Source organism: Tundrisphaera macrotermitis, assembly GCF_051175315.1.
Classification (GTDB): Bacteria; Planctomycetota; Planctomycetia; order Isosphaerales; family Isosphaeraceae; genus Tundrisphaera.
This window is the reverse complement of record NZ_CP195100.1, coordinates 6,286,620-6,299,602: the sequence shown is the minus strand read 5'-3', so window position 1 is coordinate 6,299,602 and position 12,983 is coordinate 6,286,620. Positions and strand designations below refer to the sequence as shown.

At 65.8% G+C, this 12,983-nt stretch carries 13 protein-coding genes and 1 other RNA gene; 3 read left to right on the top strand and 11 right to left on the bottom strand.

What is annotated here, in order from left to right; translation table 11 throughout:
* Nucleotides 1–2: 2 nt before the first annotated feature.
* Entirely contained in the window at nt 3–3,656 is a 3,654-nt protein-coding gene (locus TA3x_RS25390; protein WP_435017465.1) for a PSD1 and planctomycete cytochrome C domain-containing protein, read from the bottom strand.
* Nucleotides 3,657–3,751: 95 nt separating this feature from the next.
* Here TA3x_RS25390 and TA3x_RS25385 point away from each other — a divergent pair, with 95 nt between their 5' ends.
* Nucleotides 3,752–3,979: a hypothetical protein gene (locus tag TA3x_RS25385; protein WP_435017464.1), complete on the top strand. Its 228-nt coding sequence runs from the start codon at nt 3,752–3,754 to the stop codon at nt 3,977–3,979.
* A gap of 22 nt (nt 3,980–4,001) precedes the next feature.
* Nucleotides 4,002–4,367, top strand: a transfer-messenger RNA (tmRNA) gene (gene ssrA, locus TA3x_RS25380).
* Between the two features lie 174 nt (nt 4,368–4,541).
* Here the strand turns inward: ssrA and TA3x_RS25375 are convergent.
* From TA3x_RS25375 to TA3x_RS25355, 5 genes are all read right to left on the bottom strand, one after another.
* Nucleotides 4,542–5,786, bottom strand: a complete 1,245-nt coding sequence (locus TA3x_RS25375; RefSeq protein WP_435017463.1) for a tyrosine-type recombinase/integrase — start codon at nt 5,784–5,786, stop codon at nt 4,542–4,544.
* Between the two features lie 645 nt (nt 5,787–6,431).
* Nucleotides 6,432–6,539 (bottom strand): hypothetical protein, encoded by a 108-nt coding sequence (locus TA3x_RS25370; protein ID WP_435022440.1) that lies wholly within the window; start codon nt 6,537–6,539, stop codon nt 6,432–6,434.
* On the bottom strand, nt 6,508–6,966 hold the full coding sequence (locus TA3x_RS25365) for a J domain-containing protein (protein ID WP_435017462.1): 459 nt from the start codon (nt 6,964–6,966) through the stop codon (nt 6,508–6,510). Before TA3x_RS25365 ends, TA3x_RS25370 begins: the two co-directional genes overlap by 32 nt.
* A 145-nt stretch (nt 6,967–7,111) precedes the next feature.
* Nucleotides 7,112–7,309 carry a helix-turn-helix transcriptional regulator gene (locus tag TA3x_RS25360; protein ID WP_435017461.1) on the bottom strand — a complete coding sequence of 66 codons (198 nt, stop codon included), beginning with the start codon at nt 7,307–7,309 and terminating at the stop codon, nt 7,112–7,114.
* Between the two features lie 99 nt (nt 7,310–7,408).
* Nucleotides 7,409–8,572 (bottom strand): IS256 family transposase, encoded by a 1,164-nt coding sequence (locus tag TA3x_RS25355; RefSeq protein ID WP_435017460.1) that lies wholly within the window; start codon nt 8,570–8,572, stop codon nt 7,409–7,411.
* 153 nt (nt 8,573–8,725) lie between these two features.
* On the opposite strand from TA3x_RS25355, the gene TA3x_RS25350 reads away from it, so the two are divergent.
* Entirely contained in the window at nt 8,726–9,070 is a 345-nt protein-coding gene (locus TA3x_RS25350) for a hypothetical protein (protein ID WP_435017459.1), read from the top strand.
* Nucleotides 9,071–9,676: 606 nt separating this feature from the next.
* Here TA3x_RS25350 and TA3x_RS25345 read toward each other — a convergent pair.
* From TA3x_RS25345 to TA3x_RS25325, 5 genes are all read right to left on the bottom strand, one after another.
* Nucleotides 9,677–10,390, bottom strand: coding sequence for a tyrosine-type recombinase/integrase (locus TA3x_RS25345; protein WP_435017458.1), 714 nt, complete (start codon nt 10,388–10,390; stop codon nt 9,677–9,679).
* Between the two features lie 57 nt (nt 10,391–10,447).
* Entirely contained in the window at nt 10,448–10,714 is a 267-nt protein-coding gene (locus TA3x_RS25340) for a hypothetical protein (RefSeq protein ID WP_435017457.1), read from the bottom strand.
* A 50-nt stretch (nt 10,715–10,764) separates the two neighbouring features.
* Nucleotides 10,765–11,613 (bottom strand): IS5 family transposase, encoded by an 849-nt coding sequence (locus TA3x_RS25335; protein WP_435022289.1) that lies wholly within the window; start codon nt 11,611–11,613, stop codon nt 10,765–10,767.
* Between the two features lie 54 nt (nt 11,614–11,667).
* A complete protein-coding gene (locus TA3x_RS25330) occupies nt 11,668–12,057 on the bottom strand; it encodes a helix-turn-helix domain-containing protein (protein WP_435017456.1) in 390 nt (129 codons plus the stop codon).
* A 180-nt stretch (nt 12,058–12,237) separates the two neighbouring features.
* The gene (locus TA3x_RS25325; protein WP_435017455.1) at nt 12,238–12,948 is read right to left on the bottom strand and encodes a hypothetical protein; all 711 of its coding nucleotides are present in this window, start codon (nt 12,946–12,948) and stop codon (nt 12,238–12,240) included.
* Nucleotides 12,949–12,983 lie beyond the last annotated feature (35 nt).

The window sequence follows — 12,983 nt, the reverse complement described above, 5'->3', positions numbered from 1 at the left end:
GGTCACTCCTTGGTGATCGCCTCGTCCAGATTGAGCAGGGCCCGGGCGGTCGCGGTCCACGCCGCCAGGTCGGCGAGCGACGCCGCATCGGCCGCCTTGCCGGCGTCCCCGACGACCTTGGCCGGATCCAGTTCCTCCTTGCGGAACCGATCGGCCTGCCGGGCCTGGAAGGACACCAGGGCGTCGAGTTCGTCGGCCGACGGCGGGCGCGACAGGACGAGCCGGAAGGCCAGCCGGGCGCGGCCCTCCGCGTCGGACGGCCCCTCGGCCAGGACGCGGCGGGCGAGCGCCTGGGCCGCCTCGACGAAGACCGGATCATTCAGCAGGGTCAGGGCCTGGAGCGGGGTGTTCGACCGTTCCCGACGCACGCAGGCCAGCTCCGAGGACGGGGCGTCCAGGGTCATGAACGCGGCGAACGGGGCCGTCCGCTTGATGTAGGTATACAAACCCCGGCGGTAGCGGTCCGGCCCGCTGCTGGTCGGCCACGACGGCTGGCCGTAGGCGAGCGAGGTCACCCCGTCGGGCTGGGGCGGGTAGACGCTCGGGCCGCCGATCTTCGGGTTCAGCAGGCCTGAGGCGCACAAGGCGATATCCCGGATCGCCTCGGCCTCGACCCGGAACCGGGGCCCGCGCGCCAGGAGTTCGTTCCGGGGGTCGCGGGCCGTCGCCTCGGGCGTCGCCCGAGAATCCTGCCGGTAGGTCCGGCTGGTCACGATCAGCCGATGCATCGCCTTCTGGCTCCAGCCCCGACGCGGGAACTCGGTCGCCAGCCAGTCGAGCAACTCGGGATGGGTTGGTTTTTCGCCGCGGACCCCGAAGTCGTCCACGGTGCCCACCAGCCCCCGGCCGAAGAACGCCTGCCAGGCACGATTCATGACCACACGCCCGACCAGCGGATTGTCCTCCGAGACCAGCCAGCGGGCCAGGGTCAGGCGGTCGCGGGCCGCGTCGGAGGGGAGCGGATTGAGGACCGCCAGGGTCCCGGGCTCGACCGTCTCGGCCGGGCGGAGGAATTCGCCGCGGCGTCGGACCTGCGTCGCCCGGGCGTGTTTCGGGTCCCGTTCCTGCATCACCATCGAGGTCGTGAAGCTCGGCATGCCGGCGCGGAGCTTGGAGATCGCGGCCTGCTCCTCCTTCAACTCGGGCGTGGTCAGCAGGAACTGCCTGCGGAGCGCGGCGACCTGCTCGGGCGTCCGCTCGTCGGGCCGGGTCGCCGCGATCTCCTCGGCCTCGGCGGGCAGGCCCGAGGCATGGACCGGTCCCGGGGCCGCCGTCGTCGAGAGCCGGAACCGGCCCAGGGTCATCTGGTGGATGTACCGTTGGTGGAGCGTGACGACCAACGTCCCGCCGGGGGCGGCGAGCGGTTCCTTGAACGAGAAGACGGCGGCATGGGGCTGGCCCGTCTTCCCCTGGATCGACCACCCGGTGTCGCTCTTGCCGTCGATGGCCAGCGCAGCCGAGCGGTTGGCCGAGGCGAAGCTCTCGGTCGCCTCGCCGATCGCGATCGGGCGGGCCGGCGACCCGTCGGCGGGGACGAGGCTCGCCTCGAACTCGTCGAGCAGGAAGTCTCCCACGGAGAACAGCGGGGCGCGGCCGGGGCCCGAGTCGGGCAGGCTCGGGTCGGGCAACGCCTCCAGCCGGATTGCGGAGATCCCCCCGTCCCGGATCGGCAATTCGACCCGGTAAGTATCGTTGTTGGGCTTGTCCCCGGTGGCCAGGACCGAGGCATCCGCCAGGACGGTCATGGTTGCATTCTTGGCGGACACGACCGAGGTCGGGGCGACCGGGGTCCAGCGGTGCACTTCGAGGCCGCGCTCCCATTCGGCGAACCGCACGGCCAGGTGGGCACTCCGCCGTTGCTCGATCGGGACCGACGCGTCGTCCGTCGGCGGGGAATGGGGCCGGCCGGCCGCGATCCTGAACCGGCCCAGGGTGTGCTTCGCCCCGTGATTCTGATCGATCCGCAGGGTGATTCGGGAGCGGCCCCGCATCGGCATCGATCGGGCGAACCGGAACGTCGCCTCATGATCCTTCCCGATCGAGGCCTTGGCCTTCTTCCCCTTCCCGCCGACGGCCCAGCCCGTTTCGGGGTCGCCATCGATCGCACCCGCGACGGCGAAGCCTTCCTGCGAGTGATCGGCGGTGGCCGACTCGAAGGGGATCGGGGTTGGGTCCGAACCACCGTCGATGGGTGTCGCCGACGCGGCGAATTCCGACACCACGAAGTTGCCGTTGGGTGCCCGTCCCGGCCCCTTGGATGGCGAGGTCGGATCGGCGAGAGCCTCCAACCGCAGCGATTCCACGCGGTCCAGATCCGCCTCGAACGTGACCTCGTAGCGATCGGTGCCCGGGCTCTCCCCCCCGGATACGATCGAGGCATCGGGCCGGATCTCCAGCGTCGCACCGCCCCGGGAATGGGCGGAGACCGGCTTCAGGATCTCCCAATCGACGCGGGTGTCGCGATCGGGGAAACGAGAGGCGAGGGCGTCTTCCCGGGCCCGGATCTCGGCGGCGATCTCCGCCCGCTTCGCCGCGATGGCGGGGTCGGGCAGTTCGAGATCCGGCTCGTCGGCGTTATTGAAGAAGGCGAGGAACTGGTAATACTCGCGCTGGGTGATCGGGTCGAACTTGTGGGTGTGGCACTGGGCACACTGGATGGTCAGGCCCAGCCAGACGGTGCCGGTGGTCGCGACGCGGTCGACCAGCGAGGCGAAGCGGAACTCCTCGACGTCGATGCCGCCTTCCTCGTTGATCATCGTGTTGCGATGGAAGCCGGTGGCCACCTTCTGATCGGCCGAGGCTTCGGGCAGGAGGTCGCCGGCCAGTTGCTCGACCGTGAACCGATCGAAGGGCAGGTCCTCATTCAGGGCCCGGATGACCCAGTCGCGATAGGGCCAGATCGACCGGGCGCGGTCCTTCTCGTACCCGTTCGTGTCGGCATACCGCGCGGCGTCGAGCCAGCGGCGGGCCCACCGTTCCCCATAATGCGGCGACGCGAGCAGGCGATCGACCACGCGTTGATATGCATCCGGCCGATCGTCGGCGACGAACGCATCGACCTCGGCGATCGTCGGGGGCATGCCGATGAGGTCGAGCGTCACCCGCCGGATCAGGCTCGTCCGATCCGCCTCCGGCGAGGGCTTGATCCCCTCCCGTTCCAGCCGGGCCAGGACGAAGGCATCGATCGGGTTGGCCGGCCAGCGACGGTCGAGCACCTCGGGCGGGACCGGCCGGGTCGGCTTTCGAAAGGCCCAGTGGTCGCTGCGGGTCGGCCCGGCGGCAACGCCATCGTCGGGCCATTCGGCCCCCTGGGAGATCCAGAGCCGGATCCGCTCGACCTTCTCCGCGGGCAGGGCATCGCCATCCGCCTCGGGCGGCATCCGATCGTCGTCCTCCAACCCGGCGATGTACCGGAACAGCCGACTCTCCTCGGGCTTCCCCGGGATCAACGCCGGGCCGCCATCCCCCCCAGCCAACGCCGTCGACTTGCGCAGGAGCGACAACCCGCCCTGTTGCTTCCTGGCCCCGTGGCATTTGAGGCAAGACTCCACCAGGATCGGGCGGATCTCCCGCTCAAAATCCACTCGCGGCGTGGGGGATTCCCCCGCGCCCGCCGCGAGCAGGCCGATCATCAGGATGGGGTGGACAATCGGCATCGCGACGGGGCTCCCTGGGGTGGGTCGGTCGCCGGACCTGGGGTGCTAACAGCGTGTGTGTGGGAAGGACATCCATTGTAAGCCTAGGACCAAGGATGATCCACACATTGCCACCATCCGGCCCCGGGATGGATCGCGATCCCACCGGGCCAGACGGCCGCATCGCCCGGCGTCCCGGTCGTCTCCATCGCCAGACCGAATTCGTCCTCGGCATGCCCGAGCAATTTTCAATCTTCGATCTTCCGACCATCGGCGAGGAATATTTGACTTCCGGCTTCCGGCCCGATAAATTGACCTGGAGAGTCTCCGTGAATTCCTCGTAATACACGGTGGACTTTCCATTCCGGGGGCGAACCAGGATCGACCGGATTGCGGATGTGTCTGGTGGCATGCCGAGGTTGGTCAGCAGGCCTCGTAAAAAGCGGACCACACTTTATCTGCCGAGAGGACTCCCTCTCTCCGTATGGCTGCCTAAGAGCAGAAACGGCTTCGCGGCGTCCCTTCTCCCGCTAGTGACGCCCGAAGACGACAATGCGGGATCGCCCGTCCCAAACCTCCCGTTGCGATCGGGCTAAAACCATGATGGGATAAGCGATTCGTCACCCTGCCTATCGGGGGAAGAATTGCCGACAATCAAATGATGGGCTAAGCATGTAGATGCCTTCACTGAAGTGTCTCGGGACGCGGGTGCAATTCCCGCCGCCTCCACTACTTAAGTTAACTGCCAGCTCCTGACTGGCGGCGACAGGTAACGACGTAAAGCCTCGCTCCGGCGGGGCTTTGCTCGTTTCCGGGGCCTACCTCCCGGACACCCCGGCTGACACGCGGCGCCACTCCTGACACGAGCCGCCGCCCCAAACGCAACTAATATGCAACCAACGGCCTTCACTGATCCGTCGCTGCCGAGCCGGCCAGGATGAGGATCTGCTTGCGAGTTTCAGCAGCCAGGCCAGGCCAAGCCGTGACCAGCCCCTGCAGTTCGGCGTCATGCCCTAGCGTCTCGACCACCGCGGGGGCAAGGGGGAACGGAAGGGCCGCCAACGCTTCCGCCCTGTCTTCCATTCCAATATGGGTGTACTTGGCGGTCTGGCGGATGTCGGCATGGCGGGCAAGCTCCTTCGCCTCCATGATCGACGCGCCCGAACGGACCAGGCCGGTGATGTGAGAGTGCCGCCCGGCGGCGTGGAAGTCGGCCAACCCTTCCGGCGTCTCGTAGGGGACGCCCGCCCGCTCCAGATCCTTCTGGACCATGGTGTAGGTTTTCCGCCACGCCAGGTTCGGGAATAGCGGGTCATCCAAGGCCCGGCCGGCGATCCACCCCCGGACGAGGGCGACCAGCTCCGGGTGCATCGGCAGGGTGTCCTTCCGCCGGTGCTTCGATGCCTTGGCCTCGACCGTAAGCGTCGGCGGGGCGTCGTCCAGCTTGAACGAGTTGGGGGTTAGGCTCGCCAGCTCTCCCCTCCTGAGCCCGGTCAGGTAGCTGATCCGATAAATCCTCGCCCGCATCTCCCCGTCGTAGCCCTGCACCTCCACGCCGGACGTCCGGGCGGCCTCGACCAGCCTGGCGAACTCGTCGGGCTTGAGCGCACGCCGCTTGTGCCGGACGTCGGTCTCGGCGTTCAGCCGCTCCATGCCCACCAGGGGGTTGCCGGGCAGACGCTTGGTCGCCGCCAGCCACTTCCCGAAGGCGTCGGCCGCCTGGAGGTAGTGGTTGTAGGTGCGGGCCCCGATATCCTCCTCCTCGCGGAACTCGTTGAGCCAGTCGACGACCTTCTCGCCGTCCATGTCGGCCAGCGTCAGGAAGCCGCAGCCCTCGACCACCCGCCGCACGCGGGTCATGGTTAGCCGCCGGTGTTTCGGCGTGTTGTTGGCCATGGAGCGGTCGAAGGCGTCGAGATGCTCGGTGATCGGGCTCTGCTTGATCGCCAGCAACCGCTCCTGGGCCGGGTCGATCATGCCCCGCTTCCGCAGGAGCACCTCATTCTCGAGCTTGGCGGCCAGCTGCTCGGTCAGAGCCTTGTCGGTGAAGCCCTTGGCGAACTGGCGGTTGCCCTCGTGGTCGGTATATTGGATCACGTAGGGCTTGTTCTTCTTCCCCTTGTCGCGGCCTCGCTTGAAAATCGCTGCCATGGATCGGGCCTCCGTGAAAGACAGAACGGGACGATAGTGATTGTACGTTCAGAGAATTGGGCGCGCCAGAGGGTTAGCGTTTACTGGGAACGGCATACGTCATGCGGCCTCACCCCCGTCTTCGTGACGACCATGACGCTGACGCGGCCCTGCTCATCGATCCCCGCTTGAGCGAGCAGCCCCCGCGGCTCGATGGTCGAGGAGCCATACAGAAGTTCGTGCTTGACGTCATCCATTATGTTTTTCCAAATCTCTAGAGCTGCCACCTCGAAGAAGCCGAGCCTCCCCGCCATTAACACGAAGGGCAGAGGCTCCGCGTTCGACAGACTGAGGCCAACCGGCCCGAAGAACCAGGGCGACGAGCTCGACGTTATCACGTCGTGCAGGGTGGCTTTTCCAACAAGCCCCCCGCGATCAAACTGCTGGGGGAGCGGCAGGTCGATCTCGGGAAAGTTGTCGCGGACCCACGCATAACCCGTCTTGTCGAAGCTCTTGCTGGCGTGGATCAGGAATTCGCCGCGGAACTTCGTGTTCCAGGTGCGGTTCTCGACCGGCTTTAAGCCGTGGGCGATGAGTCATGCCCAAGGCTGGCGGATGCTAAGGGCCTTCATGCGGCCCGTCCCTTCAAAGCTGCCCTCGCCTCATTCAGATCCTGCATGGCCTCGACGGAGCCTCCAGGGCCTCCGGATGCGCCGCCTTGGCTTTCTGACGATAAGCCGCGTCAATCTCCTCCGCCGTGGCGCCGGGCCGCACACCGAGGATCACATGCGGGTCTTTCGGCGCCGGGAGGGCCGATGAAGCCGGTGAAGGCCTGTTCGACCATGGAACCGCTCCCCCACCGCTCAATGCCTCGGAGGGCCTCGATGGTCATGGCGATGGCGTAGTTGTTGTCCTGGATGCGGTCCCAGCGGTCGCAGGCGAAGCACATCGGCTGCTTCTTGTGGGTAAAGTAGACGGCGACGCCCTGGTCGCGCGGCTGGGCCTGTTTCGAATAGGGGAGGCCGTCATTCTTGAGGCGAAGGTTGGAGGACAAAACCATGTTGCCCGCGCCGAGCCGACGCAACTCCTCGCGAAGTATCGTCGTGGCGGCGTCGATCGAGCGATCGCCGAACTTGCTACGCTCCGGGTGCTGCTTGCGAGGCTTTCCGGCGGGCCATTGGAGGGGATAGGCTTCGGTCATATATCTCCACGACAGCCCCTCGTCGCAGTGGACGCGACGAAACTTGCGAGCGACGTGCGCCCGCTGCGCAGAGAGGCTGAAATTCGTGTGGATGATGTCGCTCGCATGAGCCGACCCTGCCACGGCTCCCTGGCTCGCGCAACCACTATTTCGCTCCCGTCGGACACCCCCGCTCGATCCATTCCTCCACCTCGGCCAGCCGCCAACGCGTGTTGCGACCGATACGGACCGGCTGGGGGAGCTTCTTGCCGGAGAGCAAGCGCCACAGCGTCCGCTCAGAAATCTGCATGAGCCTGGCCAACTCTTCGGCGTTGATCAGTTTTGGCGCTGCGTCGGTGCTCATCGCTCCAGATCCTCCCGCGCGTGTCCGTGATTGCGAACCGTTTCCGAGACCGATCGTGCAACACCGTTTCTGTAAATTCCTGGGCTGAAGCCAGGCGGGTCAGGCCGGCCCCATCGTCAAATACTTCCGGTTCATCTCCCAGTCGTCGCTCACTTCCATCAGCACCGCACTGACCAGCCGGAGCAGCGAGGCATCGTTGGGGAACAGCCCCGCCACCCTGGTCCGTCGCTTCAACTCCTCGTTGAGCCGCTCCAGCATGTTCGACGTCCTCAGCCGTCGCCGATGCGACCGGGGCAGGCCGAAGACGGACAGGCCCTCCGGCACGTTCGCCTCCGGCCAGTCGGCCAGCTTCGGGGCACTCGGTCGGTACTTCTTCACCGCCAGGCCCAACTGACGCTCGGCCTCGGGCCGGTCCGGGGCGTCGAAGACCGCCCGCAGGTCGGCGACCACCTCCCCCTGCATCTCGGGCCTCGGCACGAACGCCAGGGCGTTCTTGATCAGGTGGAACTGGCACCGCTGCCACGCCACGCCCGTCAGCCGGGCGTCCAGGGCCGGCTTCAGCCCGCCGTGGGCGTCGCTGACCACCAGCCTCACCCCGTGCAGGCCCCGGGCCGCCAGCGAGCCCAGGAAGTCCCGCCAATGGACCTCCGCCTCGGACGGCGAGACGCTCACCCCGAGAACCGACCGCCTCCCCTCGGGGTCGATGCCGATGGCCACCAGCACGGCGCACGAGCGGACCTGGCCGCCATGGCGGACCTTCTCGTAGCGGGCATCCAGGATCAGGTAGGGCGTCTCTCCCAGGGGGCGGTCCCGCCACTTCTCCAACTCCTCGTCGAGGGCCCGGGCCGCCCGGCTGACCTGGGCGGTGGTGACCTCCAGGCCGCAGAGCTTCTCGGTGATGGCGGCGACCTTGCGGGTGGAGACGCCCTGGACGTCCATCTCGGCCACGGCGAGCTTCAACGCCCTTTCGGACCTCAGGCCCTTCTCCAGGGCGGAGGGGTAGAACTCGACGCCCCGGGCCTGGGGCACGGCCAGGGTCAACGCCCCGACCCGGGTCTGGACGGACCTGGGCTTGTAGCCGTTGGCGTGGCCGGTGCGGCCCTCGGCCCGCTGATACGGGCCGGCGCCGAGCACGGCGGCCCGCTCGATCTTCATGACCTCGTTGAGGAGCACCCGGAGGGCGTCGGCCAGGCCGTCGAAGCCCTGGTCGGCCAGGAGTTGGCCGATCTCGCCGAGGGCGGTAGTCTGCATCTGGTGGGTCATCGTCGGTCGTCTCCCTTGGTGATGGTTGGCACCTTCCAAGGGACCGGCGGTGGCCCGCCGCTTCAAGCCCAATCCCCGCCAGGGGCGGCGGGGAATTTACAGAAAACAGGATGCACAATCACCGTCCGGGGTCTACAGTGTAAGCAGAAGTGTATGCGTGATCGCCGGATCGAGAGGCGAAATCTGATCGTCATCGTAAGCATCGCCCTGGCCTGCTTAGTCTTGGTGCACCTCTACCATGTGAGGGCCGAGCATCTCAAGGTGGCAAAGGAGTCTGCCCAGGCTCAGGACCGCTATTCCAAACTGGCGCTCAAGCAACGATCGGTCGCCTGGTCCAACCAAGATCAGGGTCGAATGGACGTTGCCTATGAGTGGTATGCTCAGACGCTGCGGTCCGAACGCCTGGCCAAACACCATTTGTATGTAAAGCGGAGGCACGAACGCGCCGCGAATTGCCCGTGGATTCCGCTCGATTCAGACCCGCCCGAGCCGCTCTGACAGAGGTGCTCATGACGAGTGTGAATAGGGATTAGCAGGTTAATTCCGGCCCCGTTATTGATCGACCGATCAGTAAGCAGGCGGTCTTGAGTGACAGCTATAAAACCAATGCTCGCCGACGATTGTGGTCAGACCGCAACAAATGGGATGTGACTGACAGGAAACCAGGCCCCCAAGCGGTTGAGTGACAGCGGCTGCAGGGATCGTTCAAAACAGCCCCGATCCCAACTCCTCTCGTCGGGCTCGAATGATATAACCCCACTCGAAGAACGGCGTTATTTGGTGGGCTCTGCGCGGGGAGCGAACCCGTTCGATTCGGACGAACCGAACTCTATGGATTTTGGCTAGGCCAACGCGGGGAGCGAACCCTGTCGACGTCAGCCGAGCCGAAAAATGCATTATTCGCCGGGTTCATGGTGGGGAGCAATCAGGGCCGAGACCCGGAGGTCTGGCTACCGATCCCACCTATCAAGAACCCGACTATGTCCGGCGGGATCATCCCACCACATCGAGCGATGCCGATCAAGCCGCGTCTCATGGAATCTCTCAGGCATTCCGAGGCAGGCCAAAGCCCTGCGTTGGCGTTAATGCGTTCAGTCTTCCTGGCTAGCCCTCGGCAGCCTTGGTGCGGTGGCTCGTCGCCCTGTTCACGGCATCTCGCATGGCATCGCCATCCTCGCGGAAATAGGTCTTCGCCAGCATCATCGGATTGGCGTGACCCATGAGCTTGGCCACGACCAGGCTGTCCATCTTATGCACGTTGATCGCGTCCGAGGCGAACCGATGCCGCGTGCCGTATGGGATCGCCCCCTCGGAGAGCCCGAGCTTGGAACGGAGCCGGGCGAATCGAAGTCGAATCGTATCCGGGGACCAGGGCTTTCCGGCGCGGTTAAGGAACAGGGGCCCTGACGTGCGGACCCCGATCAGGGAGCGACATGACTCGATCAAATCGTCGGGCAGGTAGATCGTCCGGGTTGCGGCTCCGGTCTGGGCGGCGGTCTTGTTCGCCACCGTCCAGGTCCCACGGGTCAGGTTGACATCCTCGATCCGCAGCCGGCAAATCTCGCTGGGCCGACACCCGGTCCCGACCATCGCCTTGAGCAGCGTGAGGAAGGGCTCCCTGGCGCCGGCAATGAGGGAGTCGAGTTCCGATGGCGAGAGGATCTGGGTGCGTCGCCCCCAAGCCGGCTTCTCGACGTCGGCAAGCGGATTGGTTCGGAGCCTCTTGTTTTTGATGGCCAAGTTCAGCGCGGCGACGAGCGTCTTGATGTAGGAACGCGTCGTCGATGGCGACCACGACGGCTTGAGCACGGCTTGCATCTTTTCGCCCGTCAACTCATCGACAAAGTATCCCTCGCCGAGTCGCTTCGTGAAATATCAGCAGACCTGCTTGCGGGACCGGAGCGTCCCTTCCGATTTGAGCGATGATAGGTAGGTCGTGCAGCATTCGACCAAGGTGAGTCGCTCGACGGTGGCCTTGATGGTGGCGCCCGACGCCTCCGACTTGGCGACAAGCGCTAGCCACACACGACGGGCCTCAGCCTTGTTGGCCTTGCCCTTGGCTAGCTTCACCTGCTTGCCGTCGATCTGGACGTACCAGGCGTCCCGCGCCTGGCGATACCACGGCTTCACACTGGTTCGCATGATTGGTGCCCGCCGATCCGAGTGCCATTTTTCTGCCATCGATCGGAAGGCTAGGGCGTGTCTGGCAATAGTGCCTTCAGCAACCGTTCAAGCATCGCCAGCTTGACCATCGCCTCGAAGTTCTCCGCCAGCTTCTCGAACCGCGTCGCAACCCGCCGCCGATCCTTCAGCCACCCGATGCAACGCTCCACCACGTTGCGACGGCGATACGACGCCTTGTCGAACCCCCGGACCCGCCTCTCATTGGACTTGGTCGGGATCACCGAGGCGATCCCCCGGCGACGGTTGGATCGGCGGATCTTCCGCGAGCTATAGCCCTTGTCGCCGGCCAACTTCCTGGGCCGGCTCCGGGGTCGGCCCCTCCGGCCGGGCACGCGTACCCGGCCCATTACCGCCTCGAACTGGGTCGCCTCGTGCCGCTGGCCGGCGGTCACCGTCACCGCCATCGGGAGGCCCTTGCCGTCGCAGATCAGGTGGATCTTCGAACCGAAGCCGCCGCGAGAGCGGCCCAACGCGTGGTCGGCCGGCTCGGCGGCCGTCCCGTGGGTCGGCGAGGCACCGGCGGCGTCGCGGCTCGCCCGGATCGAGGAGCCGTCGATGCAGAACAGGTCCCAGTCGATCTTGCCGGCGGCGTCGAGCCGCACATGCAGGGCCTCGAGCAGCCGGGCCCAGGTCCCGTCCTTGGCCCAGCGGTTGAACCGCTCGTAGACGGTCTGCCATGGGCCGTAGGTTGGCCTGGGCAGGTCACGCCAGGGGGAGCCGGTGTGGAGGATCCAGAGGATGCCGTCGATCACCCGGCGGTGCCCCTTCCAGGGGTGGCCGGGCCGGGCGTTGGTGGGCAGGAGCGGCTCGATGGCGGCGTAATGCTCGTCGGAGAGGGCGTGTCGGAGTTGAGCCAAGGTCGTGAGGGTGCTGGTGGGGTGATCCGTCCACTCCAATCGTATGGGCCGAGGCTATTGCCAGACACGCCCTAGATGTAAGTCCATGACCGGGCAACGTGTACGAATGTAGACTTTTCCCCTCGGGGGAGCCGGGTTTTTATATTTTCCGCCTAACCTGCTGTCCTTGTATGGGTTATGCATCGCACACTTGTCCGAGTTTTTCCCGAGATTTGCGGCCATTTTCCTCCTATCCGTGCCAAGATTACTGCCACTTTTCACGGGTGTCCGGGCCGGCACTTTCGTTGTTTCGACCCAGGCGTCGAAATCCGCGTCCGAGATCCTGATTGTGCCCCTGTTGCCAGGGCCACCGACTCGGCGATGGGCGATGACGCCGGCCGAGACCAGTTCATAGGCGAGGCGTTGGCTGATCTCGGCCCGCTCGGCAAACTCTTTGATGGTCATGTTGCTCGCCCTTTGGTGTGACCGACTCCGATGATTCCCATGCCTGCTCCCTGGCAAGCAGGCTATGCCTTTGTCAGATTGTTTCAGGCGGGCGAGCCCAAGTCCAAGTTGGACCCGGCCCTGTCCATCCCGGGAAACTCGTGCAGTTTGTTCACGACGATCGCCGACCCGACGTCCAGGTCAGTTGGCAGAGGGGGTCGCCTTCTTGCCCCTGGCCTTGAGATCCTCCTGGGTCACGAGATAGCCCCCGCCCGAGCAAGCCTGGCAGGGCGTCTTCGTCCGCACCATCCCCGACTTCATCAGCCCGGTGCCCTCGCACGCATCGCAGCGGCGCCAATGCTTCGGGTGGGCGGTGCGGAACTGCCTCATGATCCTGGCATGGAAGCTCTGGTGGCCGAGGCTGATGAGTTCGGTCTGCCTGATTGCGTTCCGGCCGATCTTGGTGTGGCACGCGGATAGGGCGTCGATGTTGCGGCGGTAGAAGATGGCGTCGGCGCGGAAGCGTGCGGGATCGGTAAGGCAGGCGAGGATGGTCGAGCAATGGACGGCGAGCCACTGGTCGTCGGTCAACTCGGACTCGAATAACGCGTCGGTGGCCGCGACGGCGGATAGGTCAACGGTCTTGCCGTTGGCGAGTTCGATGTGGCTGACCTCGGTCGCTGCGGCGACGGCTGCGGCCGGCTCCCAGCCCTGGGCGATGAGGTCCACGGCCATGCCCCGATCGTCGGCGTCTTCCAGCCTGGCGATGGTCTCCATCCAGACCTGGGACGTGCCCTGGGCGGCGAAGACTTCGAGTTGGGGTTCCGTGAACGCCCTTCCGGATAGTGCATCCTGTTTTCTGTAAATTCCCCGCCGCCCCTGGCGGGGATTGGGCTTGAAGCGGCGGGCCACCGCCGGTCCCTTGGAAGGTGCCAACCATCACCAAG

Coding starts and splice junctions, on each gene's coding strand:
- TA3x_RS25365 (WP_435017462.1), bottom strand. CDS start 6,966: ATGACCGAAGCCTATCCCCTCCAATGGCCCGCCGGAAAGCCTCGCAAG.
- TA3x_RS25340 (WP_435017457.1), bottom strand. CDS start 10,714: ATGCGAACCAGTGTGAAGCCGTGGTATCGCCAGGCGCGGGACGCCTGG.
- TA3x_RS25360 (WP_435017461.1), bottom strand. CDS start 7,309: ATGAGCACCGACGCAGCGCCAAAACTGATCAACGCCGAAGAGTTGGCC.
- TA3x_RS25385 (WP_435017464.1), top strand. CDS start 3,752: ATGATCCACACATTGCCACCATCCGGCCCCGGGATGGATCGCGATCCC.
- TA3x_RS25345 (WP_435017458.1), bottom strand. CDS start 10,390: ATGCAAGCCGTGCTCAAGCCGTCGTGGTCGCCATCGACGACGCGTTCC.
- TA3x_RS25390 (WP_435017465.1), bottom strand. CDS start 3,656: ATGCCGATTGTCCACCCCATCCTGATGATCGGCCTGCTCGCGGCGGGC.
- TA3x_RS25350 (WP_435017459.1), top strand. CDS start 8,726: ATGCGTGATCGCCGGATCGAGAGGCGAAATCTGATCGTCATCGTAAGC.
- TA3x_RS25355 (WP_435017460.1), bottom strand. CDS start 8,572: ATGACCCACCAGATGCAGACTACCGCCCTCGGCGAGATCGGCCAACTC.
- TA3x_RS25375 (WP_435017463.1), bottom strand. CDS start 5,786: ATGGCAGCGATTTTCAAGCGAGGCCGCGACAAGGGGAAGAAGAACAAG.
- TA3x_RS25330 (WP_435017456.1), bottom strand. CDS start 12,057: ATGACCATCAAAGAGTTTGCCGAGCGGGCCGAGATCAGCCAACGCCTC.